This window comes from Mycobacterium sp. NPDC048908 (assembly GCF_043197955.1).
GTDB lineage: Bacteria > Actinomycetota > Actinomycetes > Mycobacteriales > Mycobacteriaceae > Mycobacterium.
Genome location: NZ_JBICUE010000002.1, coordinates 134,402 through 157,228, shown reverse-complemented (window position 1 = coordinate 157,228; position 22,827 = coordinate 134,402). Strand labels below are relative to the sequence as shown.

General features: G+C 66.8%; 21 protein-coding genes and 1 riboswitch. Of the genes, 16 read left to right on the top strand and 5 right to left on the bottom strand.

Features of this window, described 5'->3' with window-relative positions; translation table 11 throughout:
* The first annotated feature begins 76 nt into the window (after positions 1–76).
* From ACGFK1_RS05295 to ACGFK1_RS05280, 4 genes are all read left to right on the top strand, one after another.
* Positions 77–1,072: a phospholipase effector Tle1 domain-containing protein gene (locus ACGFK1_RS05295; RefSeq protein WP_393426721.1), complete on the top strand. Its 996-nt coding sequence runs from the start codon at positions 77–79 to the stop codon at positions 1,070–1,072.
* 245 nt (positions 1,073–1,317) lie between these two features.
* Positions 1,318–2,118 (top strand): hypothetical protein, encoded by an 801-nt coding sequence (locus tag ACGFK1_RS05290; RefSeq protein ID WP_393427856.1) that lies wholly within the window; start codon positions 1,318–1,320, stop codon positions 2,116–2,118.
* 43 nt (positions 2,119–2,161) lie between these two features.
* Positions 2,162–2,863, top strand: coding sequence for a crotonase/enoyl-CoA hydratase family protein (locus tag ACGFK1_RS05285; RefSeq protein ID WP_393426718.1), 702 nt, complete (start codon positions 2,162–2,164; stop codon positions 2,861–2,863).
* Positions 2,863–3,447, top strand: coding sequence for a TetR/AcrR family transcriptional regulator (locus ACGFK1_RS05280; protein WP_393426715.1), 585 nt, complete (start codon positions 2,863–2,865; stop codon positions 3,445–3,447). Before ACGFK1_RS05285 ends, ACGFK1_RS05280 begins: the two co-directional genes overlap by 1 nt.
* Before the next feature lie 58 nt (positions 3,448–3,505).
* Here the strand turns inward: ACGFK1_RS05280 and ACGFK1_RS05275 are convergent, their stop codons facing one another.
* On the bottom strand, positions 3,506–3,829 hold the full coding sequence (locus tag ACGFK1_RS05275) for a hypothetical protein (protein ID WP_393426712.1): 324 nt from the start codon (positions 3,827–3,829) through the stop codon (positions 3,506–3,508).
* A gap of 109 nt (positions 3,830–3,938) precedes the next feature.
* On the opposite strand from ACGFK1_RS05275, the gene ACGFK1_RS05270 reads away from it, so the two are divergent.
* Genes ACGFK1_RS05270 through ACGFK1_RS05255 form a run of 4 tightly spaced genes read left to right on the top strand, consistent with a single transcriptional unit; the run spans position 3,939 to position 7,984 of the window.
* Positions 3,939–4,667: a hypothetical protein gene (locus tag ACGFK1_RS05270; protein WP_393426709.1), complete on the top strand. Its 729-nt coding sequence runs from the start codon at positions 3,939–3,941 to the stop codon at positions 4,665–4,667.
* Positions 4,664–6,205: an HD domain-containing phosphohydrolase gene (locus tag ACGFK1_RS05265; RefSeq protein ID WP_393426706.1), complete on the top strand. Its 1,542-nt coding sequence runs from the start codon at positions 4,664–4,666 to the stop codon at positions 6,203–6,205. Before ACGFK1_RS05270 ends, ACGFK1_RS05265 begins: the two co-directional genes overlap by 4 nt.
* A gap of 49 nt (positions 6,206–6,254) precedes the next feature.
* Positions 6,255–7,004, top strand: coding sequence for a methanethiol S-methyltransferase (gene mddA / locus ACGFK1_RS05260; RefSeq protein WP_393426704.1), 750 nt, complete (start codon positions 6,255–6,257; stop codon positions 7,002–7,004).
* Positions 7,001–7,984 carry a magnesium transporter CorA family protein gene (locus tag ACGFK1_RS05255; RefSeq protein ID WP_393426701.1) on the top strand — a complete coding sequence of 328 codons (984 nt, stop codon included), beginning with the start codon at positions 7,001–7,003 and terminating at the stop codon, positions 7,982–7,984. Before mddA ends, ACGFK1_RS05255 begins: the two co-directional genes overlap by 4 nt.
* On the opposite strand, the gene ACGFK1_RS05250 is transcribed toward ACGFK1_RS05255, so the two are convergent.
* Positions 7,926–9,092, bottom strand: coding sequence for an NAD(P)/FAD-dependent oxidoreductase (locus tag ACGFK1_RS05250; protein WP_393426698.1), 1,167 nt, complete (start codon positions 9,090–9,092; stop codon positions 7,926–7,928). The genes ACGFK1_RS05255 and ACGFK1_RS05250 overlap by 59 nt on opposite strands.
* A 57-nt stretch (positions 9,093–9,149) precedes the next feature.
* Between ACGFK1_RS05250 and ACGFK1_RS05245 the strand changes: the two genes are divergently transcribed.
* The 6 genes from ACGFK1_RS05245 (at position 9,150) to ACGFK1_RS05220 (ending at position 18,236) form a co-directional block, all read left to right on the top strand.
* On the top strand, positions 9,150–11,918 hold the full coding sequence (locus tag ACGFK1_RS05245) for an AAA family ATPase (protein ID WP_393426695.1): 2,769 nt from the start codon (positions 9,150–9,152) through the stop codon (positions 11,916–11,918).
* Between the two features lie 55 nt (positions 11,919–11,973).
* Entirely contained in the window at positions 11,974–14,775 is a 2,802-nt protein-coding gene (locus tag ACGFK1_RS05240) for an AAA family ATPase (protein ID WP_393426692.1), read from the top strand.
* A gap of 54 nt (positions 14,776–14,829) precedes the next feature.
* The gene (locus ACGFK1_RS05235; RefSeq protein WP_393426689.1) at positions 14,830–15,483 is read left to right on the top strand and encodes an HD domain-containing protein; all 654 of its coding nucleotides are present in this window, start codon (positions 14,830–14,832) and stop codon (positions 15,481–15,483) included.
* Between the two features lie 22 nt (positions 15,484–15,505).
* The gene (locus tag ACGFK1_RS05230; protein WP_393426686.1) at positions 15,506–16,960 is read left to right on the top strand and encodes a catalase; all 1,455 of its coding nucleotides are present in this window, start codon (positions 15,506–15,508) and stop codon (positions 16,958–16,960) included.
* Positions 16,957–17,496, top strand: coding sequence for a sigma-70 family RNA polymerase sigma factor (locus tag ACGFK1_RS05225; RefSeq protein WP_393426683.1), 540 nt, complete (start codon positions 16,957–16,959; stop codon positions 17,494–17,496). The genes ACGFK1_RS05230 and ACGFK1_RS05225 overlap by 4 nt, the downstream gene beginning before the upstream one ends.
* A 77-nt stretch (positions 17,497–17,573) precedes the next feature.
* Positions 17,574–18,236 carry a DUF3060 domain-containing protein gene (locus ACGFK1_RS05220; RefSeq protein WP_393426680.1) on the top strand — a complete coding sequence of 221 codons (663 nt, stop codon included), beginning with the start codon at positions 17,574–17,576 and terminating at the stop codon, positions 18,234–18,236.
* On the opposite strand, the gene ACGFK1_RS05215 is transcribed toward ACGFK1_RS05220, so the two are convergent.
* Both ACGFK1_RS05215 and ACGFK1_RS05210 read right to left on the bottom strand, forming a co-directional pair.
* On the bottom strand, positions 18,202–18,582 hold the full coding sequence (locus tag ACGFK1_RS05215; protein WP_393426677.1) for a hypothetical protein: 381 nt from the start codon (positions 18,580–18,582) through the stop codon (positions 18,202–18,204). The two genes, ACGFK1_RS05220 and ACGFK1_RS05215, sit on opposite strands and share 35 nt — an antisense overlap.
* Before the next feature lie 29 nt (positions 18,583–18,611).
* A riboswitch (SAM riboswitch) is annotated at positions 18,612–18,723 on the bottom strand.
* A gap of 11 nt (positions 18,724–18,734) precedes the next feature.
* Positions 18,735–19,901 (bottom strand): zinc-binding dehydrogenase, encoded by a 1,167-nt coding sequence (locus ACGFK1_RS05210; RefSeq protein WP_393426674.1) that lies wholly within the window; start codon positions 19,899–19,901, stop codon positions 18,735–18,737.
* A gap of 105 nt (positions 19,902–20,006) precedes the next feature.
* On the opposite strand from ACGFK1_RS05210, the gene ACGFK1_RS05205 reads away from it, so the two are divergent.
* Positions 20,007–20,606, top strand: coding sequence for a hypothetical protein (locus ACGFK1_RS05205; RefSeq protein ID WP_393426671.1), 600 nt, complete (start codon positions 20,007–20,009; stop codon positions 20,604–20,606).
* 59 nt (positions 20,607–20,665) lie between these two features.
* Positions 20,666–21,304 (top strand): HD domain-containing protein, encoded by a 639-nt coding sequence (locus tag ACGFK1_RS05200; protein WP_393426668.1) that lies wholly within the window; start codon positions 20,666–20,668, stop codon positions 21,302–21,304.
* A gap of 22 nt (positions 21,305–21,326) precedes the next feature.
* Here the strand turns inward: ACGFK1_RS05200 and ACGFK1_RS05195 are convergent, their stop codons facing one another.
* Positions 21,327–22,778, bottom strand: coding sequence for a carboxylesterase/lipase family protein (locus ACGFK1_RS05195; protein ID WP_393426665.1), 1,452 nt, complete (start codon positions 22,776–22,778; stop codon positions 21,327–21,329).
* Positions 22,779–22,827: the final 49 nt, after the last annotated feature.

Here is a 22,827-nt window from a genome sequence, read left to right as displayed (position 1 = left end):
GCGATACGCAGGACACCGTGATTCTCGCGGAGCAAACTGTAGCCGAACAGCGAAAACACTTCCGTCGGGAGTCGTCGTGAAGAACATCGTGCTGTGCTTTGACCGCGCACGGGACCATCCCGATCGTCGTACTGCCACCAACGCCGAGGCGTTGCTGCGGTTGCTCGACGACAGCGACGACCAGCTCACCTGGTATCACCCCGGAACGCCGGCGCCGGTCGAGAGCAAGGTGGCTCGACTGCGGTGGCGCCAGACCGCCGCCGGGGAGGCGCGGGCCGCCATCGCCGAGGCTTACGAGTTCCTGGTCGACAACCGGGATCCGGGCGACCGGATCTACCTGTTCGGGGTGGGCCGCGGTGCTTATTGCGCGCACGCCCTGACCCGGTTGTTGGGCACCGTCGGCCTGCTGCCCGATCTGATGGATTACGTGCTCGCGGCGTACGCCGTACCGCGAACTCGGCGCAGTCCGCAGGACTGGAGGCGGCTGACCACACTGGCTGCGCAGCTGACCGGACGCCGCGAGATCGGTGTTCCCGTGGACTTTTTGGGGCTGTGGGACATGGTCAGCGTGCCCGGTCATCCGTCGCGTGTCCCGGTGACCAATGTGCTCGCGAGCAGGCACGCGGTCGCAATCGACGGCACGCCCGGTGGCCACCACCTGGTGTCGTCGCCGGACTGCGTTGAGGAGGTGTGGTTCCGCGGCGCGCACTGCGATGTCGCCGGCGGGCCGGGAGCATGCTGGCCACTGGCAGACATCGCGCTCGACTGGGTGCTGGACGGGGCAGTGCGGGCGGGCATTTCGGTGCGGGATGACAGCTACCAAGAAGCACCCGCGCCAACCGAATTCGACGCCCTCGCTGCCAGCGCGCGCACGGTTCCGTTGCGGAAGCTGCCCGGCGACCCGCTGGTGCACGCCAGCGTCGACGTCTATCTGCAGACGCATCCCGAGTACTGGCGGCGGCTTCCCGCGCATGTCGTGTGGGCCGACACCGACTGGCTGGCCCGCAGCGAGCGGCTGGTGCACACCGGGCCGACGGTGGTGCCTCAGGTTGTGGTGGCCGCGGCGTCCTAGCGCTCATGCGACGGGCTCGGTTGAATGCTCGGTTCGGCCGGGGCATCGGAACCGACGCCAGCGACAGTTGGTCACCGATGCGGGCAATCGACTCGTAACCTCGTCAGGCACTTTTGTCTCGATATACCCACAGGTTCACAGCCCTCGAGCAAACACATGAAGTCGCACGCCAGCGAATGCTGTAGCACGGGCCCGACCGTGGTTTACTTCGCTGCGTGGATTGGTTCCATGATCATGTACTCGGCATGTCCTCGGGCGCGTGGACGGCGTTGGCGGCATGGCTGGCCGTGGCGGTCGGCATTGCGGCGCTGATCTACGCATGGCGGCAATACGAGAAGGCCAAGGACGACGCCGCCGAGTTGTTGCAACCGAACGTCGCCATGTACATGGAGCCGAGTGCCAACGACTGGCATCTCATCGAACTCGTGGTCAAGAACTTCGGCCGCACCCCGGCGTACGGGATCCGCTTCGACTTCGCGAACCCGCCGACCGTCGGGAAATACGAAAGCGCCTACGAGGACCGCTACGTCGAGATCACCGAACTGAACCTGCCCGCCGAGATCCCGTATCTGGCCCCGACACAGGAATGGCGCATTGTGTGGGATTCCGCGTTGGACCGTCGCGAACTCGGGGAGGCCATCGCATCGCGGTTCCACGGCGCGGTCACCTATTACGACCGGCCGAAGGACACCGGACGACGCAATGAGAACAGGACTGGATTCCGCTCGAGCGCGGTGCTGGACTGGGCCACGCTGCATCCAGTCGAACGGCTCGAGTTGCTCACCACGCACAATCTGGCCCGCCAAGAGAAGCAGAAACTCGAGCTGTTGCGAAACCTGCTGAGCTACTACCACTACGCGGCGAGCGAGAGCCGTGAGGACGTGCTGCGCGTCGAGATCAACCGGGTCAAGGCCGCCGCTGACGATCTGCGCGACCGGTACCGCGCCCAATACAACACGGCGCGTCTGAACAACAGCGTCGACACCGCATTCGAAGAGGCGCACACCACTGTCATCAACGGCAGGCATCGCCGCGACCTGAACTAGCGGGTCTTGGCTTTCGTAACATCGTTACATAACATCGCTAGCCATGGCTGACACCGTGAAATACGAGCTCAACGACTCCGTCGCGACCATCACGCTCGACGACGGCAAGGTGAACGTGCTTGGCCCCGCGATGCAGGCGGCGATCAACGAAGCGCTGGACAAGGCGGAGAAGGATTCCGCCAAAGCGGTGGTGATCGCGGGCAATCAACGGGTGTTCAGCGGCGGCTTCGACCTTGCGGTATTCCAGTCCGGTGACGCCAACGCGGCGCTGGGCATGCTCGCAGGCGGGTTCGAACTATCGGTGCGCTGCCTGACTTTCCCGGCGCCGGTCATCATGGCGGCGACGGGCCCGGCGATCGCGATGGGCTCGTTCCTGTTGCTGTCCGGCGATCATCGAATCGGGCAGCCCAAGTCGCGGTGCCAGGCCATCGAGGTGGCGATCGGCATGACGATCCCGATTTCGGCGATCGAGATCATGCGGGCGCGTCTGACGCCTGCGGCGTTCGAGCGCGGGGCGTCGATGGCGGCCACCTTCGCAGGCGGCGAAGCCGTCGCGGCCGGTTGGCTCGACGAAATCGTCGAGGCCGATCAGGTGCTGACCCGGGCACAGCAGGTGGCTGCCGAGGCGGCCGCGACCCTGCACGCCGGCGCGCACCTCGCCACCAAATTGAAGGCGCGGGACTCGGCGTTGAAGGCAATCAAAGCCGGAATCGACGGGCTTGCAGCCGAATTCACCCTCGGCTGATGCCAAGGGCCAAGCAGCGCACCCCCGAGCTACGGGACCGGCTGCTGGAGGTCGCGATCGCCACCCTCGCCGAGGAAGGGATCGCCAGGTTCACCACGCGGCGGGTGGCCGAGCGGGCGGGCACGTCGGTGCCCGCGGTGTACGAGCTGTTCGACGACAAGGCCGGCCTGGTCCGGGCGATGTTCTTCGAGGGCTTCAGACTGCTGGGCGCCGAGTTGGCGAAAGTGCCCGTCACCTCCGATCCGCTGGCGGATGTCGAGCGGCTGGTGCCGGTGTTCCGGTTGTTCTGCCGTGCGTATCCGCGGCTGGCGCAAGTGATGTTCTCGCGCCCGTTCGCGGATTTCGAGCCGGGCCCCGAGGAGTTGGCGGCTGGGGCAGCGGTGCGTGAGGTGTTCGTCGGGCGGATTCAGCGGTGCATCGATGAGGGGCTGCTGTCGGGTGATCCGCACGATACGGCGCATGTATTGCTCGCTATGGCACAGGGGTTGGCGGTGCAGGAGGCGGGCCGATGGCTCGGGTCGGGGCAAGTGATCGAGCGGCGATGGAAGTTGGGGGTGACGTCGCTGCTCGCCGGACTGCAGTAGCCGATGTGAAACGTCGGCCCGCCACCCCCGCCTCTTGAGGTGACGAGCCGACGCGGTCTCATGGCGGCGGGAACGAATACGGCGGCCGCAGGCCTGCGGGATGCGGGACGCCGCGCCACGGATAGATGACGTTGGCGTTGACGTCGACCACGCCTTCGGAGTTCCAGAACCAGTCGTGGCAGATGTTCCAGTCCCAGCTGATGACCTGACTGCCGGGAATCAACGGGTCGCCTGGACACCAGTGCGTGCAGGTCGTGCTGCCAGGGCAGTTGCCGCCCTGATAGCTGGGGCCATCCGCCTGCGCGGTGGTCATGCCCAGACCGCTCAAGCTCACGCCGCAGGACATCACCAGGGCGGTGGCCAACCGGGAGAGTCGGTTCATGGTCGTTTCCTTTCGTTGCTGCCAAGTACAGCCCGACCCCTCGGCTACCGATCCCAATTTGGGGCAATTGCCCCATGCTCCAGGTGACCGCCGGCCCGACGATTGCCTCATGACAACCTCACAAGCGGCCGCAGCCGCCACCAAATACCTCGACCTGCCCACCGGCGACGACGAACGCGTCGTCGGCTTCGGTGTGATGGGTCTGCCGTTCGCCAGCGGCAATTACCTCGCGTTCCGCGACTTCCCCGCCACCTCGTTCTCACCGGCTTACCTGTCGGTGTGGCATCGCCGCCCCGACGGCGTCTGGACCTTCTACGCCACCACGCCGGGCCCGCAGAGTTGTTCGCGTTACTTCAGTTCCGTGACACCGGTCGACCCGGTGGTATGCGACATCACCGCCGCGTGGACCTCGCCGTGGACGTTGCATGTGTCCGTTGCCGGTCTGCTTGATTGGCGCGTCGACGTCAAGAGCACGTGGTCGACGCGGCTGATGAGCATCGTCGGCGGGCACCTGCCGTCGGCGGCGTGGACCAGTCGCAGGACCCTGAGAGCCATGGGCCACCTGGTCGGCCCGCTGCTCGGGGTCGGCAGGCTGCGGCTGACCGGAAACCTGCCCAACGGCCAGGAATTCCGGATCGCGCCCAAACGGGTGTGGGCGGTCGCCGATTCGACGGCCGTCGTCAACGGTGAAGACCTCGGCCCCGTCGGACCCCACCCCGTTCAAGGCAACCTCGCCGACTTCCATCTGCCCCAGCGCGGCATCTGCGTCGTCGCGCAGGGCCGCTTCGAACCGTTCGACATCGGGCGGCACCGCGACGGGGACAGAATCGGCATATGACCACGCGCGCGGAGGTGCTGGCGGCGCTGTCGGTGGCCGTCGACCTCGGCCTCGGTCAGCCCGCTGAGCACATGCTGCGCTCGGCGCTGATCGCGACCCGGCTGGCCGACCGGATGGGACTGCCCGAAGCGCAGCGTGACTGCATCTACTACTCGACGCTGATCATGTGGATCGGCTGCCACGCGGACTCACACGAATATGCGCGGTGGTTCGGCGACGACATCTCGGTGCGCCGCGGCTCGTATCTGGTCGACTGGTCGGGGCTGCCCTATCAACGCTTCCTGCTCACCAACATCCGGCACGGCGAATCGCTGCTGCAGCGGCTGAAGACCATCTCGGCGCTGTACCTGAATGCCCGCGGTCACATCTCGGAGCTGATCCACTCGCACTGCACATCGGCCGCGCTGCTCGCCGACCGGATCGGTCTGCACGCCGACGTGCAGACCGCGCTGCGCTACACCTTCGAGCGCTTCGATGGCGGTGGCCTGCCGAACGGTGTTGCGGGCGAGGCGATCCCGATCGAGATGCGGGTGGCCCAAGTGGCCGACATGGTCGAGGTGCATCAGCGCGAGTACGGCACCGTCGGCGCGGTGGCGATGGCCCGCAGTCGGCGCGGCGGCCAGTTCGATCCGGCGGTGGTGGACGCGTTCACCGAGCAGGCCGAAGCGCTGTTGGCCGTTCCGAGTGCCGGTGACGTCTGGGCGATGGCGCTGCAGCAGGCACCCGACCGGCACACCAAGCTCGACGAGCAGGCGCTGGACGACCTGCTGATCGCCATCGGCGACTTCGTCGACCTCAAATGTCCCTTCACAGTGGGCCATTCGCGGGCCACCGCGCTATTGGCCGGCGACGCGGCGACCGCCGCCGGCCTCGACACCGACGCGGTCAGGCTGACCCGCAGGTCCGCGCACATCCACGACATCGGCCGGATCGGCGTTTCGAACCAGATCTGGTCCAAACCAGCCGAATTGACCATGGCCGAGTTTGAACGGATGCGGCTGCACCCGTATCTCACCGAGCGGATTCTGCATCGCGTGCCCGGGCTCAAGGACGTGGCCTCGGTCGCCGCCAATCATCATGAGTGCCTTGACGGCTCGGGATATCCACGCGGGTTGTCGGCGCGGCAACTGACGATGCCCGACCGGATACTGGCCGCCGCGGCCAGCTACCAGTCGGCCCTCGAGCCCCGCCCGTATCGCGAGGCGATGACGCCGGAAAGCGCGGCACGACGACTGCGCAAGCGTGTCAACGACGGTGAACTCGACGTGGTGGCGGCGGACGCCGTGCTCCAAGCAGCGGGACACGCCTCGGCCAAGTCCAAGCCGCGCCCCGACGGCCTGACCGCCCGCGAAGTCGATGTGCTCCGACTTGTCGCGCAGGGGGCGAGCAACAAGGAGATCGCCGCCAAGCTGGTGATCAGCGAGAAGACGGCGCGCAACCACGTCGAGCGCACCTACGCCAAGATCGGGGTGTCGAACCGGATCGGCGCCAGCATGTATGCGCTGGAACGCGGACTGGTCGGTCGCCCCGACAATTGAGGCAGTTGCCCCATGCCCGCACGGTCGCCCCGGCGCGACGCTGAGGCGCATGAACCGTTATCTCGCAATGGCTTATGGTGCCATCAGCTACACCTTGTTCCTCATTGTCTTCGGCTACGCGATCGGCTTCGTCGGCGGCCTGACCCCGCGCAGCGTCGACCACGCGATCACCGCGCCCACCGTCGATGCGCTGACCGTCGACGTCGCGCTGCTCACGCTGTTCGCCCTGCAACACAGCGTGATGGCACGCCCGGCATTCAAGCGTTGGTGGACTCGCTACGTGCCCCACCCGGTCGAGCGCAGCACCTACGTGCTGCTGGCCAGTCTGGTTCTGGCCCTGTTGTTGTGGCAGTGGCGCGACATCGGCGCCGTCGTCTGGGACGTGAGTTGGCAGCCGGCGCGGCTGGCGATCTGGGCGCTGTTCTGGCTCGGCTGGGCGATCGTGCTGGCGTCGACGTTCATGATCAACCACTTCGAACTGTTCGGCCTTCGGCAAGTGTTCGCTGTGTGGCGATCGCGGCCGCAGGAGCAGACCGGCTTCCGCACGACGCTGTTCTATCGGGTGGTGCGTCATCCGCTGAACCTGGGCTTCCTCGTCGCGTTCTGGGCGGCACCCACCATGACGGCAGGACGTCTGCTGTTCGCCGCGGTGACGACGGCCTGGATTCTGGTCGCGATGCAACTCGAGGAACACGACCTCGTCGCAGCGCTTGGCGAGCGGTATGCGGCCTATCGCGAGCGGGTGCCCATGCTGGTGCCGGGGCTGCGCAGGCACCGCACTGACATGATGGTGAGGTGACCCATGTCCGAGGCCGCGTATGGCGGGCAGGCAAACCGCAGGACGATTTCGACTTCGCGTCCATCTCGGACTACCTGGCCGAGGACGACACGCTGGTCTGGTGCGACATCTACGACCCCGACCACGAAATCCTGGAGGACCTGGCCGGGGAACTGAGCCTGAACTCCTGGGCGGTCGAGGATGCCATCGCCGAAGCCGAGCGGACCAAAGCCGTCGTCTACCGCACCCACACCTTCTTCACGGTCTACTGCGTCGCCACGAGGGAGCCGACCGATGAGACGGAGTCGATGCTCGACATCCATCGCATCTCCGGCTTCGTGCTGCCGCGCGGACTGATCACCGTGCGGTTGTCGCAGGACTTCGACATCGCCACGGTGTCGCAGCGGTTCGACGAACTCGGCGGCCAGGAGTACGGCGTTGGCTCGCTGGTGCACGGACTGCTGGACGTGGTGGTCGACGGACACTTCGAGGCGGTGCAGGAACTCGACGACGGTATCGAGTCGCTCGAAGACGACCTGTTCGCAAACAACTCGCAGAAGGGGTTGCAGCGCAAGACCTTCCGCCTGCGCAAGGATCTCGTCGAGTTGCGACGCGTGGTGCTTCCGATGCGTGAGGTGGTCAACTCGATTCAGCACCGCCGGTTGGACGCCAAGACCGCGCCACAGCTCGACCCGCTGTATTCCGACCTGTACGACCACGTGCTGCGGGCGTCGGAGTGGACAGAGTCGTTGCGCGACATGGTGACAACGGTGTTCGAGACGAACCTGTCGCTGCAGGATGCGCGGCTTAACACGGTGATGAAGAAGTTGACCGGCTGGGCCGCGATCATCGCGGTGCCGACGGCGATCACTGGGTTCTACGGCCAAAACGTCAAGTATCCCGGCATCGACACGGTCGGCGGTTTCGTCACCAGCACATCGGTCATCGTGCTGATCGTGCTTGCGCTGTATTGGATGTTCCGCAGGAAAGACTGGCTGTGAGGACACCGACGGGGTCGCCTGCGGACTCGTAGTAGACGGTGAATCCGTCGCGGTGATCGACGAGTCGGGCATGGTCGTAGTCGACGCCCCAGCCGCGGTATTTCAACGTGGATTCGCCGATGGTGCAGCAGAATTCGGGAACCTTGCGCCACACCTCGGGTACGCCGGCCGCCGTGAGTCCGGCGATGCGGCCCTGCTGGGCGGCGTCGCGCCAATGCTCGGCGCGGATGCGCCGCCCGGCAGCGACGTTGTAGGCCAGCGCAACATCGCCTGCGGCGTACACGTTGCGCGCCGACGTGTGCATGTGTTCGTCGACCACGATGCGGCCGTCGGACGTGTCGAGCCCGGCGTCGACAGCCAGATGCGGATCGGGGCGCACGCCGGTGGCGGAGACGACGACGTCGCCAGTCAGGGTGGCCCCAGTGTCGAGGTGGACGTCGGTGTCATCGATCCGCGTCACCGTCGTCGCGCCGAGGAAACGAACACCGTTGTCGGACAGGATCTTCGCTACCCGCTCGCCGGCCTGCTCGCCGAACCGCCGCTGCAGCGGTACCTGCTCTGCGGCCACCATCGTCGTCGGCACGCCACGGCTGGCCAGACAGGCCGCGGCCTCACAGCCGATCAGCCCGCCGCCGATCACGACCGCGGAGTCGGCGCTGCGGGCGGCCATCCGCAGGATGACGGCGTCGGCGAACGACCGCAGCGAAAGCGCGGCCTCCCCACCAGGTATGCACAACGGGACGGCGTTGGCGCCGCAGCCCAGCATCAGATGCCAGTAGGGGTAGAGGCGGCCGCCCGCGGTGACAACCTCCTGCCGGGCAAGGTCGATGTGGTCGACGGTGACACCGCGGATCAGTTCGACGTTGTTGCGGGCGAACCAGCCTGCGCTGTGCAGATCCAGTTTGGCGTCTCGACCGCACAGATAGGCCTTGCTCAGGGGCGGCTTGGCGTATGGCAGCGCGGGGTCGTTGGTCAGAATGCGCACCGGGATGTCGGGGTGCTTGCCGCGGAACGTCTCCGCCGCGCTCACCCCTGCCGGACCGCTGCCGATGGCTGTGAAACCTGGCGCCACCACACGTCCTGAGTACCACTTCCTCAGGTCGATCATGCCCCTGTCAGCAAATTGTCACATTTGCCGGCAGCGGCTCCGCTACGGTCGGTTTCCATGTCAAACCCGGTGGGTGGCGGCTCACCGACAAAGCTGACCGGCCGCCGCGCCGAGAGCCTCGTGCTCGATCAGCTGGTGGCGGCGATGCGCCGCGGCGAAAGCGGCGCGCTTGTCGTGCACGGCGAGGCCGGAGTGGGTAAGACCGCGCTCGTCGAGGATCTGGCGGCGCGGGTGCCCGATTGCCGCGTGGTGCACACCTCCGGCGTCGAGTCGGAAATGGAGCTGCCGTTCGCGGGCGTGCATCAGCTGTGCGCGCCGATGCTGAATCGGCTCGATCATCTTCCGTCACCGCAGCGGCAGGCGCTGTACGTGGCGTTCGGGATAACCGTGGGATCGGCGCCGGACCAGTTCCTGATCGGGTTGTCCGTTTTGGGCCTGCTATCGGCGGTGTCCGAGGAGCGGCCGCTGCTGTGCGTGATCGACGATCATCAGTGGTTGGACCGGGCCTCGGCCCAGGTGCTCGCCTTTGTCGCGCGGCGGCTCGGCGCCGAGTCGGTGGGCATGATCTTCGCGACCCGGGTACCCGGTGACGAGCTGGCGGGCCTGCCGACCCTGCTCGTCGAGGGGTTGCCCTTCGACGACGCCCGCGCTCTGTTGTCCTCCGCCCTTTCCGGCCCCATCGACAAGCGGGTGCGCGATCAGGTGGTCGCGGAGACGCGGGGCAATCCCCTTGCGCTGTTGGAACTTCCACGCGGACTTTCGCCCGCGGATCTGGCCGGTGGCTTCGGTGTGCCCGCCGCGGAACCGCTGTCCGGTGCGGTCGAGCACAACTTCCGTCGCCGCATCGCCGAACTGCCTGACGACACCAGGCGTCTGCTCGCGGTCGCCGCGGCCGACCCGACAGGAGACGCCGGGTTGGTGTGGAGGGCGGCCGCACAGGTCGGCATCCCGGCCGCGGCGGCCGATCCCGCAATCGAGGCGGGCATCGCCGAGATCGGAACGCGGGTGCGGTTTCGTCATCCGTTGGCCCGTGCGGTGGCCTATTGGTCGGCGCCGCTCGACGACCGCCGCACCGCGCACCGCGCTCTCGGCGAAGTCACCGATGCCACCGTCGATCCCGATCGGCGGGTCTGGCACCTGGCCGAGGCGAGCGTGGGACCCGACGAGGAAATCGCAGCCGCGTTGGAGCGCTCCGCCGAACAGGCACGCGCCCGCGGCGGACTGGCCGCGGCCGCCGCGTTCCTCGAACGCGCCGCGCTACTGACCCTGGACCCGGCACACCGTGCCGGGCGGGCGCTCGCCGCGGCCAGCACCAAATTCCAGGCCGGCGCATTCGACGCGACGACCGAACTGCTTGCCATGGCCGAGAACGGACCGATCGACGAAGCCCAGCAGGCGGGCATCGACCTGTTGCGCGGCGCACTGGCCTTCGCGACCAACCGCGGCGGTGATGCCCCGCTGCTCCTACTCACAGCCGCCAAGCGGTTCGAGCCCATCGATGCGGGCCTCGCCCGCCAGACCTATTTGGACGCGATCAACGCCGCCGCGTTCGCCGGACGGCTCGCCACCCCCGGTGGGCACGTCCTCGCGGTGGCACAGGCCGCCGTCGATGCCCCACCTCCTTCGGCGTCACCGCGCGCGACCGATCGCCTGCTCGACGGCCTGGCGACCAACTTCGCGGTCGGCTATCCGGCGGCGGTGGCTGACCTACGGGCGGCGCTCACCACCTTCGGTGAGGACATGACGCCGGACGAGGAGCTGCGCTGGATGTGGCTGATCAACCTGGCGGCCCTGCACTTGTGGGACGACGACCACTGGGACCCGCTGTCGGCCCGCTATCTCGAACTCGCGCGGACGACCGGCGCGTTGAGTGAGCTTCCGCTGGCGCTGAGCACCCGCGCCATGCTGCTGCTGTTCGCAGGGGACCTCACGGCGGCGGGCGCGCTCGTCGACGAGCAGCGGGCAGTGACCGAGGCGACGGGCGGCAATCTCGCGCCCTACGCCGCGATGCGGCTGGCGGCGTTGCGCGGCAACGAGTCCGAAGCGGTCACGCTGATCGAACAGACCGCGCGTGAGGTGCCGCACCGTGGGGAAGGCATCGGGATGGCGGTCGCCGAGTGGACAAAAGCGGTTCTGCACAACGGGCTCGGCGAGTACACCCAGGCGGTGGCCGCCGCCGAACAGGCGCTGTACCACCAGGAGTATCCGGACGTCAGGTATCCGGGTGTGGCGAATTGGGCGGCCGCCGAATACATCGAGGCCGCAGTCCGCTCCGGGGTGGTGGAGTCGGCCGCCGCGACGCTGCGCTGGCTCGTCGAGATGACCGATGCCAGTGGCACAGACTGGGCGCTGGCAGTACGGGCGCGCTCGTTGGCGCTGCTGGCCGACGGCGAGGAGGCCGCAGACCTCTATATGGAGGCGATCACGCGGTTCGGCAGGAGCCGGGTGCGGACTGAACTCGCGCGGGCACATCTGATTTACGGGGAATGGCTGCGCCGGGAACGACGCCGCGTCGACGCCCGTGAGCATCTGCGCATCGCGCACCAGATGTTCGAGTCGATCGGGATGGCGGCGTTCGCCGAGCGTGCCAATCGCGAACTGCTCGCGACCGGTGAGACGTCGCGCAAGCGCACCGCCTTCCCGCAGACACCGGAATTGACGGCTCAGGAGGTTCAGGTCGCAAGGCTGGCGCGGGAAGGTCTTTCGAATCCCGAGATCGCCACCCGCCTGTTCATCAGCTCCAAGACCGTGCAGTACCACCTGCGCAAGGTCTTCACCAAGCTCGACATCACCTCGCGCAGCCAGCTGGAATACGTGCTGAATTAACCGACTAGCCAGTGGTGGATGCGAAGGACCGTACGTTGGCAGCAGTCTCGAGGACGTGACGCGCGTCATCGATCCCACCGATCGAGGAGCAACCACGTCCGCCCCATCCCGTCCCCAGCCGATTCGCGGACGTGCGGCCGAGCTGAAGGTGGTCCGCTCGCTGGTGTCGGCACTCGGGCAGGGCCGCGGCGGAGTGCTTGTCGTCGAGGGGTCGCCGGGAATTGGCAAGAGCCGCTTGCTGACAGAGGTGCGGTTGATCGCAGAGCATGCCGGCCTGCGGGCACTGACCGGCCAGGCCTTCGAATACCAGCAGACGGTGCCGTTCTTCTCCTTGTTCACCGCAACGGTGTACGCCGAACCGCCGGTCGGTGACGCCGAAGCACTGCGGCGACATGGCAATTCACCGGATCTGCACTACTGGGTGGTGCACGACCTGTCCGGCGCGATCCGTACCGTAGCGGCGAAAACACCAGTCGTGGTGCTGCTCGAAGACATCCACTGGGCGGACACCGGCACCCTGCTGGCCCTGCGGACCCTGACGTTGAAATCGAACGACTGTCCGGTGCTGTGGGTCCTCAGTGCCCGCACCGGGGCCGGAGGTCCCGCCGTGCGCGACACCCTTCACGCCTTGGAACGCCGGGGTGCGGCGCTGATCCGGTTGTCGGCCATCGCGCGCGACGGTGTGATCGACATGGTGGAGGACGCGGTGCGGGCCCGCGCCGACGTCTCATTGCTTAACCTGGCCGACAAGGCACACGGCAACCCGTTCTTGATCAGCGAGATGCTCGGCGGGCTCGGCGAAGAGAGCCGGTTGCGCGTCACCCGCGGCTGCGCGGTGGCCACAGGTGACGCCTTGCCCGCGCGGATGAGCGCCAATTTCAGCCAGCGGGTGAACGCGTTGTCCGACGCGGCCAAGGATGTCGTGCAGATCGCCGCCGTGCTACCGGACCGGTTCACCGCCGCGCTGCTGGCACGGATGTTGGAGCGGCCGCCCGCAGCCCTGGTGTCGGCGGTGCAGGAGACCGTGCGCGCCGATCTGCTGGTGGACGACGGCAACCGCTTGCGTTTCCGCCACGACCTCATTCGCGATGCGGCCCGACAAGCGCTGCCACGATCGCTGCGGCGCGCCATAGAGCGCCAGTCGGCAACCGTCATGTTGGAAATGGGCGCCGCCCCGACGGAGGTGACCACCCAGCTTGTGCGCAGCGCCGACGTCGGCGACCAGGCAGCCATCGCCGTCTTGCGTGACGCCGCCCGATGTGTGGGGGCCACCGACAAGAGCGGCGCCGCGGACCTGAGCAGGCGCGCCCTCGACCTGTTGCCCGCCGACGATCCTCAGCGCGGGTCACTGGTCACCGAAACCGTTGGGTTACTGAACCGGTCCGCGCGCTACCAGGAGGCCGAAGATCTGGCAGCGGCGATGCTGCAACAACTGTCGGCCGAGGACGAAGCGCAGGCGCGGTTGCGCACCCCCGCGGCCGCCGACTCGCTGGAAGACCGCGTCGAGCAGAATCGCCGCGCACTGAAGTTGACCGACATCACCGACGCCACCCGCGCGCGTCATCTCGCCTGGCTGCTGTGCAACCACGCCGTCAGCGGCATGCCACCCGACGAGTCGATCATCGCACCGGCCGTCGCGGCCGCCGCGGCCACCGGCGATTCGGAAAGCCAACTGATCACCGGAATATCGCTGGCCATCCTCGATTATGTCGACGGGCGAGCCTTGCGCGCCCTCGAGCGGCTCGAGAGCCTCGAATTACCGGCTGGTGGTGACGACCCCACCTTCGCGAACGTGCTGGCGTGCGTTCATCGGACGAACGTGCTGTGCTTCATCGGCCGGTGCCGCCAAGCCGACGCCGTCGTCCGCGCCGGGGTCGAATCGGCACGCCGCGACGGCAGCGACATGGCCTCGGCCCTGTGGGCCCTGAAGGTGGCGGAGCTTGACCTCGCCGCGGGGCGGTTGGCTGCCGCACGCTCGACGCTGGAATCGGTCGCACCGGCCTCGTGGGGCACCACCAGCGAGATAAGCTTGAACCGCTGGTTGCTGCTGGCCGAAGTCGCAGTCCACACCGGCGATCAGGAGCTGTTGCAGCGCAGCGTCATCGAGGTGCGGGCGGCCAATCCGAGCGGACTCACATTGGTGAGCCGCGGCGCGGCTTTTGTGCTCGCACTGGCCGCGTGGCACTGCGGCGACATGCACGAAGCGGCCCGCTGGTTGAGCGGTGACGGACCTCCGGTGTTGAATGCCTTGTGGCCCAACGCCTTCGAAAAGCTGACCAGGACCGCACAGATCGCGGTGGCCACCGGTGATGCGGGACTGCGGGCACGCGTGCTGCGCAGCCTGGAACTGCTGGACCATGACCGCAGCGAGGTTCCGCTGTTCTCGGCTATCCGCCGCTACACCACGGGAATCCTGGAACGCGACGGCCCTGCGTTGGTCGACGCTGCCGCGGCCCTGTACACCGATCGCCCGCTGCTGTCGGCATCCGCCGCCGAAGACGCGGGCGCGGCGCTGGCTCACGTGGGCAGTAACGCGGCGGCAGTCGAGGCGTTCAACACCGCGTTCGATCGGTACGTGGACTGCGAAGCGGTGGCCGACGCCCGCAGAGTCGCCCGCCACCTGCGATCGCTGGGAGTGACGCGCAGGATCGGCGGCCATCCGCGGGACAAGACCGGCTGGGACAGCCTGACGGAAGCGGAGTTGAAGGTGGTCAACCTGATCGGTGAAGGCGCAACCAATTCCGCTGTCGCCGAGCGGTTGCACTTGTCGCCGCACACGGTCAAATCCCATGTCCGAAGCGCGTTCGCCAAACTCAGCATCCATTCACGTAGCCAATTGGCACAGCGGCGGCCTTAAAAATCACCCGGCGGGTGATGGTCAGGAACCGACGCCGACAAGCACAGTTGATCCATGAGCACCGATTTACTCGACACCGTCGCAGGCATCACCGTTCCTGACACCGCGCTCACGCGCGACGCCACCGATTTCATCCGCAACAGCGAGAACGATCTGCTGTTCGACCACTCGCGCCGGGTGTTCTTCTTCGGCGCACTGCAGGGCAGGCACCGCGGGCTGGCACCCGACCTCGAACTGCTGTACGTCGGCGCGATGTTTCACGACATCGGCCTGACCGAACCGTATCGCACGTCGTCGAGCCTGCGGTTCGAGGTCGACGGCGCCAACGCCGCTCGCGATTTCCTCCTCCAGCACGGGCTCGATGAGGCCGACGCCCGCCGGGTGTGGTTGAGCATCGCGTTGCACACCACCCCCGGCGTGCCGGAATTTCTCGACCCCGAAATCGCATTGGTGACAGCCGGAGTCGAAACCGACGTACTCGGTTTCGGCCGCGACGACCTGTCGCAGGAGGACTTGTCGGCCGTCACCGCCGCACACCCCCGTCCTGACTTCAAACACCGTATCCTGCAGGCGTTTACCGACGGCATGAAGCACCGCCCGCGCAGCACCTTCGGCACAATGAACGCCGATGTGCTCGCCCACTTCGATCCGTCCTTCGTCCGGGACGACTTCGTCACGACCATCCTCAACAACAGTTGGCCCGAGTAGTCGAGCCGTCGAGGAGCCAAAAGTGAACAAGCCAAGCGGATTTCCGACCACAACCGATGCGGGCATCCCCGTGCAGAGTGACGACCATTCACTGACGATCGGTCCGGACGGCCCCATTCTGCTGCACGACAACTACCTGATCGAACAGATGGCGAACTTCAACCGGGAGCGGGTCCCGGAACGTCAACCGCACGCCAAGGGTTCGGGTGCATTCGGCCATTTCGAGGTGACTGGCGACGTGCGCGCCTACACCCGCGCCGCCGTGTTCCAGCCAGGAACCACGACCAACACCCTGATCCGATTTTCGACGGTGGCGGGGGAACGCGGCAGCCCGGACACCTGGCGTGATCCGCGTGGCTTCGCGCTGCGTTTCTACACGCAGGAAGGCAATCTGGACATCGTCGGCAACAACACGCCGGTGTTCTTCATCCGAGACGGAATGAAATTTCAGCACTTCATTCGGTCGCAGAAGCGTCGCGCCGACACGGGCATGCGGGACAACGACATGCAATGGGACTTCTGGAGCCTGTCGCCGGAGTCCGCTCACCAGGTGGCGTGGTTGTTCGGCGATCGCGGCATCCCCAGGACGTGGCGGCACATGCACGGCTACGGCAGCCACACGTACAGCTGGATCAACGCCGAAGGCGCGATCTGCTGGGTGAAGTATCACTTCATCTCCGATCAGGGCATCGAGTACCTCACCCAGGCCGAGGCCGACCGATTGGCCGGTGTCGACGGCGACTACCACCAGCGCGATCTGTACGAGGCGATCAAGCGCCGCGACTATCCCAGCTGGGCGCTGAAGGTTCAGATCATGCCCTTCGAGGATGCCAAGACCTATCGGTTCAACCCCTTCGACCTGACAAAGGTCTGGCCGCACAAGGACTATCCGCTCGTGGACGTCGGGAGGTTGGTGCTTGATCGCAACTTCGCCGACCATCACACCGAAATCGAGCAGGCCGCCTTCGCACCGGCCAACCAAGTGCCCGGCACCGGGCTCAGCCCGGACAAGATGCTGCTGGCCCGCACCTTCGCCTACGGGGACGCGCACCGGGCCCGAATAGGGGTCAACTACAAGCAGATACCGGTCAATGCACCGAAAGCCGAAGTGCACAGCTACTCGAAGGACGGCCGCATGCGGGTGGTCAACGCGTCCGATCCGGTGTACGCGCCCAACTCCTACGGCGGACCGCAGGCCGATCCGGCCCGCACAGCCGAGGCACGGTGGTACGCCGACGGCGAAATGGTGCGCACCGCATACACATTGCGTAGCGAAGACGACGACTGGACGCAGGCCGGCGTCTTGGTACGCGACGTGATGGACGCGGCGGCACGCAGCAGGCTGGTCGGCAACGTCGCGGGGCATCTGCGCGATGGAGTGTCCGAACCGGTACTGCAACGTGCATTCGAGTACTGGAGGAACATCGACAAGGAAGTCGGTGACGAAATCGAGCAGGCCGTTGCGGCGCAATCATGAACAGCGACATCCAACGATTTCACCGCGACGTGGTTCCGATGGCGGACCAGATCCTGTCGCGGGCGCTGAGTCTGGCACGCACCCGCCAGGACGCCGAGGATCTCACGCAGGAGGTGCTGCTGCGCGCATACGTGGGCTTCGACTCGTTCCGGGAAGGCACCAGCCTGCGGGCCTGGCTGTACCGCATCCTGCACAACACGTGGATCAGCCAGTACCGCAAGAGCAGATGCCGTCCCGAGGAAGTCTCGGCGGACTGTGTCTCCGAGTTGCAACTGACTGCGTTGCACGCACACGTCTCGCCGTCGGCAGAGGAGTGTGCGCTCGAGGCGATCACGGACGACAACCTGCTCGCCGCGCTTGCCGGGCTGCACGACGGCGTCCGCACCGCCCTCTACTACGCTGACGTGCTCCACTTCACCTGCAAGGAGATCGCGGACATCACCGATTGCCCGATCGGAACGGTCTCGTCGCGCCTTCACCGGGGACGAAAGCAGCTTCGCGCCAGCCTGTCTCGGGTATCGGCGGACGCCGCGTAACATCACGGGGCGCCGGGACCGGCAAACAGGACGCCAATAGCCGGTCGCGAACCGATCTTGTGTGGGACCATCTGCGAATGGAGCCACAGGACGATCCCGAGGCGCGGATCAGGGCGCTCGAGCAACCGCTCGCCGACACGGCCAGGGCGACCGAACTCGGCGGGACGCCCTACACCGACCCGAAGGGTGGCTACCTGCCCCCGCCGCTGCCGTCGATGCCACCGCAGGCGCAGGGGCCCTACCAACCGCCGGGCTACGGGGCGCCGTGGTCGCCGCCGCCGCGAAAGCCGTCGGCGGGCATCCCGTGGGTGGTATTCGGGATCGCGGCGGTGGTGTTCATGATCATCGCGGGAGGCGTCGGCTGGTTCATCGTCCAGAAGTCGACGAGTTCGATCCCCGATTTTCCTGGCGTCACGATCCCGAGCATCAGCGTGCCGTCGGCACCGAGCATGCCGTCGCAACCGACCGCCGCCGCGCGCGGTGTGCAGCTCAGCGTGTCCGGGATGGGGCAGAACAAGACACTGGACTGCAACGAGAACCCGGTGACCGTCAGCGGCATGGGCAACACCGTGACGATCACCGGCCACTGCACGACCGTCACCGTGTCGGGGATGCAGAACAAAGTCACGCTCGACGGGTCCGAGCAGATCACCGCGTCGGGCGTCAACAACGTGGTGATCTACCACTCCGGTTCGCCGGAGGTCATCAACGGCGGCGCCAACCGGGTCGAACAAGGCTGAATTCAGCTGCGCAGTCGGTGAATTCGTCCCGATGGGCAAGGGTGAACACCGTGCGCTCGTCGGCCAGTGCGGCCCCCGGCACGAGGAGCACCTGCCATTCGGGCGCCCACTCGGCACGACCGCCGGTGCTCAGCAGCGCGTGCGCTATGTCGTCGGGCCGGTGGTGGCACAGGATTTCGGCCGTGTCGAGGTGGACCAGTCCGTCGCACACGTGAGCCTTGACCGGGATGGTGATCGCTGACTTCGCGACGGCCATGAAGTAGCGGCCAATGTCGATGTGGTGCCCGGGATCCGAGGATGCGCACACCGGATCTGCGACGAATGAGCGGAAGAAGTGCTTGCGCATGCAGTTCCCTTTCCAGGGCCTCCGCTGTGGAGGCGCTCTTGCCGGCACCTGTCGGTGCGGACCGCTTCGTCATCCGAGCCACCCACGAGCGTGGGGTTGGCGTGCCGTCAAGTCGGAGCTTGGCGACGGCATCTCGTGAAGCTGGGTTGAGTCTAGAGCCTCGGGCTGGCGCTGTCGCTCTTGGGATCGATCAAGATCTTGGCGTGCTTTTCGGGGTCGCCGAGCGCGGTGAAGGCGTTGTCGACGCCCGCTAGGCCCACGGTTCCGGTGATCAGTGGAGTGACGTCGACCTTGCCGTCGGCGAGCATGTGCAGTGCGTCGCGGAATTCCATTGGGGTGTAACCGATTACGAAGCGCAAGTCGATCTCTTTGACGATCGCCATCGAGGGCCTCAGTTTGTCGGCGCCCATGCAGACGCCGACCACGACGACGCGGGAGAACAGCGGAGCGCTGGTGATGATTTGTTCGATGATGCCAGGCACGCCGACGCATTCGAACACGACGGGGTGCTTGGGGGTGGCGGCGCCGACGGCGTCGGCGGCGCGCCAGACATGCCACCACGGCAGGCGGGCTTTCTGCACTTTCTCGATCGTGCCGATGACGAGATCGATAGCGTCGGGCGGTGTTTCGAGGTGGCCGTGGCCGGTTGCCTTTGCATACGGCGAGTCCTGAGCGGGGTCAACGACGATGTCGGCGCCGCAGGTGGTGGCAAGCGCTCGGCGGCCGGCGGAGTAGTCGCTGGCGATCACGGTGCGCACGCCGCGGGCCTTGAGCATCAGGATGACGGCCAGGCCGATCGGGCCGCAGCCGATGACGATGGCAACCTGGCCCTTGGAGATCTCGGAGCGGCGGACTGCGTGCCAGCTGATGGCCATGGGTTCGGTGAGGGCGGCGTGGGCGATGGGCAGGCCGTTGGGGACGGGCAGGGCGAGGGATTGCTCGACGACGATCTGTTCGGCGTAGGCACCGGGAGCCTTCCTGCTGAGACCGAGGGCGTGCACCTCCTCGCCGCGGCGGAGCAAGGGCAGGGCGACGACGGGCGTGCCGGATTTCAGGGCTTTGCGGGTTTTCGGGCCGTGGTCGAGGACTTCGCCCGCGAACTCGTGGCCGAACACGACGGACTGGTTCGAGCGCATGAAGTCGGGGTAGCCGGTTTCATCCATCACATCGGCGAGTTCGTCGCAATGGTGGCGGGCGTGCAGGTCTGAGCCGCAGATACCGCAGCGCAGGACATCGATGAGCAGTTGGCCCTTGGCGGGGGTCGGAGTTGGCAGGTCGACGATGTCGAGCTTGCCGTCAATGCAGGTGACTGCCTTCATAGGCCGAGCCTAGTGATTCCCGCCTAATCGCAGGCCGAATGCGTCATCCTGGATGAGGAGGCTCTGGTTTTGCGGTCGGCGGTCTTCACACTCGCAGGGGTTCTCGTGCTGCAGATCCCCCAGGCCAGTGCTGCCCCCGGCGCGACGGGCATCGTCACGGTTGCCGCCGTATCGGCCAACGGCGAACCGGCCGGCGGATATCAGGTGGTGAACCGGCAGGGCTCGCCGAACCTGTCGGGTTGCTCGGGACCTTCGCCGGCGGCCGTCGCGCCGAACATCTACTCCTGTGAACCGGCGCAGGCAGCGGCGGAAGTGTGTTGGCCGGCGTCGGCCTTCATGCTGTGTCTCGCCGACCCGTGGAGCAGGGGGTTGCGTCGGTTCGCCAAGCCCGGTGCGCTACCCGCGGTCGACCCGCCGCCCGTGGCGATGCCGTTCGCGCTGCAGCTCGATGACGGGACGCGGTGCATCCTGCCGAACGGAATCGATTGGGGTGCAAGGGCTGACGACATGGTGCCGGTGTACGGATGCAATCCGGGCAAGACGTCTATAGGAGTGCTGGTGGCGGCTGGCGAGGATCCGCTGGCGGCGATCGACCGCGCCGGCCCGGTGTGGGTGGTGCGGGTGGGTGAGTTGGGACCGCGCGATACGCCGTTCGAGTCGCCGCGGCGGCGGGCGGTGGCCACGGCGTGGTTCGCGGGGAACTGACGGCAATACCCTTGTCGGCCCCACCCGCTATGGTCAGGTTGAAAGGGGAAGAATCGAATTTGAGTGAGCAAACCTCCACACCGATACTGACCGACCAGTTCGCCAAGGCGCTCGTCTACGCCGAGCACAAGCACCACACCCAGGTCCGCAAGGGCGGCGACATTCCGTACATCGGCCACCTGCTGGCCGTGGCCGGGCTGGTGATCAACGACGGCGGCTCCGAGGCACAAGCCATCGCGGCGCTGTTGCACGACGCGGTCGAGGATCAGGGCGGTCCCCCTACACTCGCGGAAATCCGCACCACCTTCGGCGAGGACGTCGCACGCATCGTCGACGAGTGCAGCGACACTGACGAGATGCCGAAACCGCCATGGTTCGACCGCAAGCGCAAGTACATCGATCACCTCGCCGAGGTCGGCGAGGACACGCTGCTGGTGTCCGTCGCTGACAAGCTCGACAACGCGCGGTCGATGCTTCGCGACTACCACCAGCACGGACCAAAGCTGTGGGAGCGCTTCAACCGCAAGAACCCCCAGGATCATCTGTGGTACTACACCGAACTGCTCGCCGCCTTCCGCAGACGCGGACTCGACAGCTGGATGGTCGACGAGCTCGGACGAGTCGTCGACGAACTCAAAGGCGAAGTCGCGAACAGTGCCACCGGTCACGAAGACGGTCGGGGGTCGACGACGCGCTGATGGTGTCGTCTGACATCAAGTATCAGGCGAAGTGCCGAACAGTCGCTGCGTTCCCGGACTCGTATGGCTGCCAACGACTGTCGGCGGGCAGCCCGGTGGCGACGAACGCCGCTACTGCGCGCGAAAACGTATCGGCGAGGTCGCGCACTTCAGCGGTGGGCTTGCCGAGCATGGGGCTGTCGGGGTACGCGTCGATGGTGTCGAAGAAGAACGGGAGCTCGCTGCAGTGCGCGGCGCCGATGTGCGCGGGGTCGTCGGACGGGACGTAGTCGAACTGGTAGACGTAGGTCGGAAAGCCGGCAGCGGCTTGGTGGTCGGCGATGGCCAGCGTCCCGTCGCGGAACACGATCTCGGTCTCGACCTCGGTGAGCACGTCGCTCGGCGCCACTTCTTGGCGCCGACTAGCGGCGCGGTCGTACAGCGCGGCACCCCCGTCCACTTGTCTGGCCAACAGTTCGCGAGCGTGCTCGGCGGTGATCGCCTGAATTTGCGGGTCGAAAGCCAGAAACGCGGCCATCTCGTTTCTGGTGGTTCCGGTCAGCAAGTCCTTGCCGTCGAGGCGTCCGTTGGCCAGCGCCTCCTGCCACGTCACCGGAATCCCGGAAGCACCGAGCACGGGATACATCGGCGAAGCGACCTTACCCGGGGCGGAAAGCTCTGCCGCGAGCTGCCCATAGGCGGACAGCAGCCGGTCGACCGGGACGGCACGCAGCCCGGCGAGCATGTCCTTGGCGCCACTGACACCAAGGATCTCGACGAAGCGCCCCGCGTGGGCGGCCGCCTCGGCGCTGGATTGCGGGGCGAGCCCGAAGGGGCCACTCTGGGTGATGATGCGCCTGATCAGCGGACCGGTAACCGGTGACGCGGCCAGGTAGAGCGAGGAGAAAGCGCCGGCAGACTGGCCACCGACGGTGAGGTCATCGGGATCTCCGCCGAATTCGCCGATATTGCGCTTGACCCAGTCGAGCACCGCACACTGGTCCAAAAAGCCGAGGTTCTCGACGCCGACGTCCGGCAGATAGAGGAAGCCGAGCGGGCCGATTCGGTAATTCGCGGTCACGACGACGATCTCGCCCGCGGCAGCCAGGGCACGGCCGTCGTACCAATCCCAGCCGCCGGAGCCGCTGGTGAACCCGCCGCCGTGAAACCAGACCAGCACCGGCCGGGCGGCCCGAGCGGAGCCGGCGACCGGAACACGCGGCGTCCAGACATTGACGGTGAGCGAGCCGTCTTCGTTCCAGTCGGGAGTGCGAGGACCCATGATCGCTTCCAGGCGCGACCGGCCTTGCGGAACCGACGGGCCTGGACTTGCGGCGTCGCGGAAGCCCGACCACATCGGATGCTGCTGGGGGGCGGCGAAGCGCAGGTCCCCGACCGGGGACGCGGCATAGGGAATGCCCCGGAACGCGGCGACCCCGCCATCGATGGTTCCGCGCACGCTGCCCGACTCCGTCTCCACGATGGGGCGGTTCATCACATTTAGTGTCACCCTCCTGATTGAACCGGAATGCCTCTCCGAGCGC

What these genes read in the sequence shown, in the direction of transcription:
- ACGFK1_RS05290 (WP_393427856.1), top strand. Translation starts at nt 1,318, where the DNA reads ATGTCCTCGGGCGCGTGGACGGCGTTGGCGGCATGGCTGGCCGTGGCG.
- ACGFK1_RS05285 (WP_393426718.1), top strand. Translation starts at nt 2,162, where the DNA reads ATGGCTGACACCGTGAAATACGAGCTCAACGACTCCGTCGCGACCATC.
- ACGFK1_RS05280 (WP_393426715.1), top strand. Translation starts at nt 2,863, where the DNA reads ATGCCAAGGGCCAAGCAGCGCACCCCCGAGCTACGGGACCGGCTGCTG.
- ACGFK1_RS05275 (WP_393426712.1), bottom strand. Translation starts at nt 3,829, where the DNA reads ATGAACCGACTCTCCCGGTTGGCCACCGCCCTGGTGATGTCCTGCGGC.
- ACGFK1_RS05270 (WP_393426709.1), top strand. Translation starts at nt 3,939, where the DNA reads ATGACAACCTCACAAGCGGCCGCAGCCGCCACCAAATACCTCGACCTG.
- ACGFK1_RS05265 (WP_393426706.1), top strand. Translation starts at nt 4,664, where the DNA reads ATGACCACGCGCGCGGAGGTGCTGGCGGCGCTGTCGGTGGCCGTCGAC.
- mddA (WP_393426704.1), top strand. Translation starts at nt 6,255, where the DNA reads ATGAACCGTTATCTCGCAATGGCTTATGGTGCCATCAGCTACACCTTG.
- ACGFK1_RS05250 (WP_393426698.1), bottom strand. Translation starts at nt 9,092, where the DNA reads ATGATCGACCTGAGGAAGTGGTACTCAGGACGTGTGGTGGCGCCAGGT.
- ACGFK1_RS05245 (WP_393426695.1), top strand. Translation starts at nt 9,150, where the DNA reads ATGTCAAACCCGGTGGGTGGCGGCTCACCGACAAAGCTGACCGGCCGC.
- ACGFK1_RS05235 (WP_393426689.1), top strand. Translation starts at nt 14,830, where the DNA reads ATGAGCACCGATTTACTCGACACCGTCGCAGGCATCACCGTTCCTGAC.
- ACGFK1_RS05225 (WP_393426683.1), top strand. Translation starts at nt 16,957, where the DNA reads ATGAACAGCGACATCCAACGATTTCACCGCGACGTGGTTCCGATGGCG.
- ACGFK1_RS05220 (WP_393426680.1), top strand. Translation starts at nt 17,574, where the DNA reads ATGGAGCCACAGGACGATCCCGAGGCGCGGATCAGGGCGCTCGAGCAA.
- ACGFK1_RS05215 (WP_393426677.1), bottom strand. Translation starts at nt 18,582, where the DNA reads ATGCGCAAGCACTTCTTCCGCTCATTCGTCGCAGATCCGGTGTGCGCA.
- ACGFK1_RS05210 (WP_393426674.1), bottom strand. Translation starts at nt 19,901, where the DNA reads ATGAAGGCAGTCACCTGCATTGACGGCAAGCTCGACATCGTCGACCTG.
- ACGFK1_RS05195 (WP_393426665.1), bottom strand. Translation starts at nt 22,778, where the DNA reads ATGAACCGCCCCATCGTGGAGACGGAGTCGGGCAGCGTGCGCGGAACC.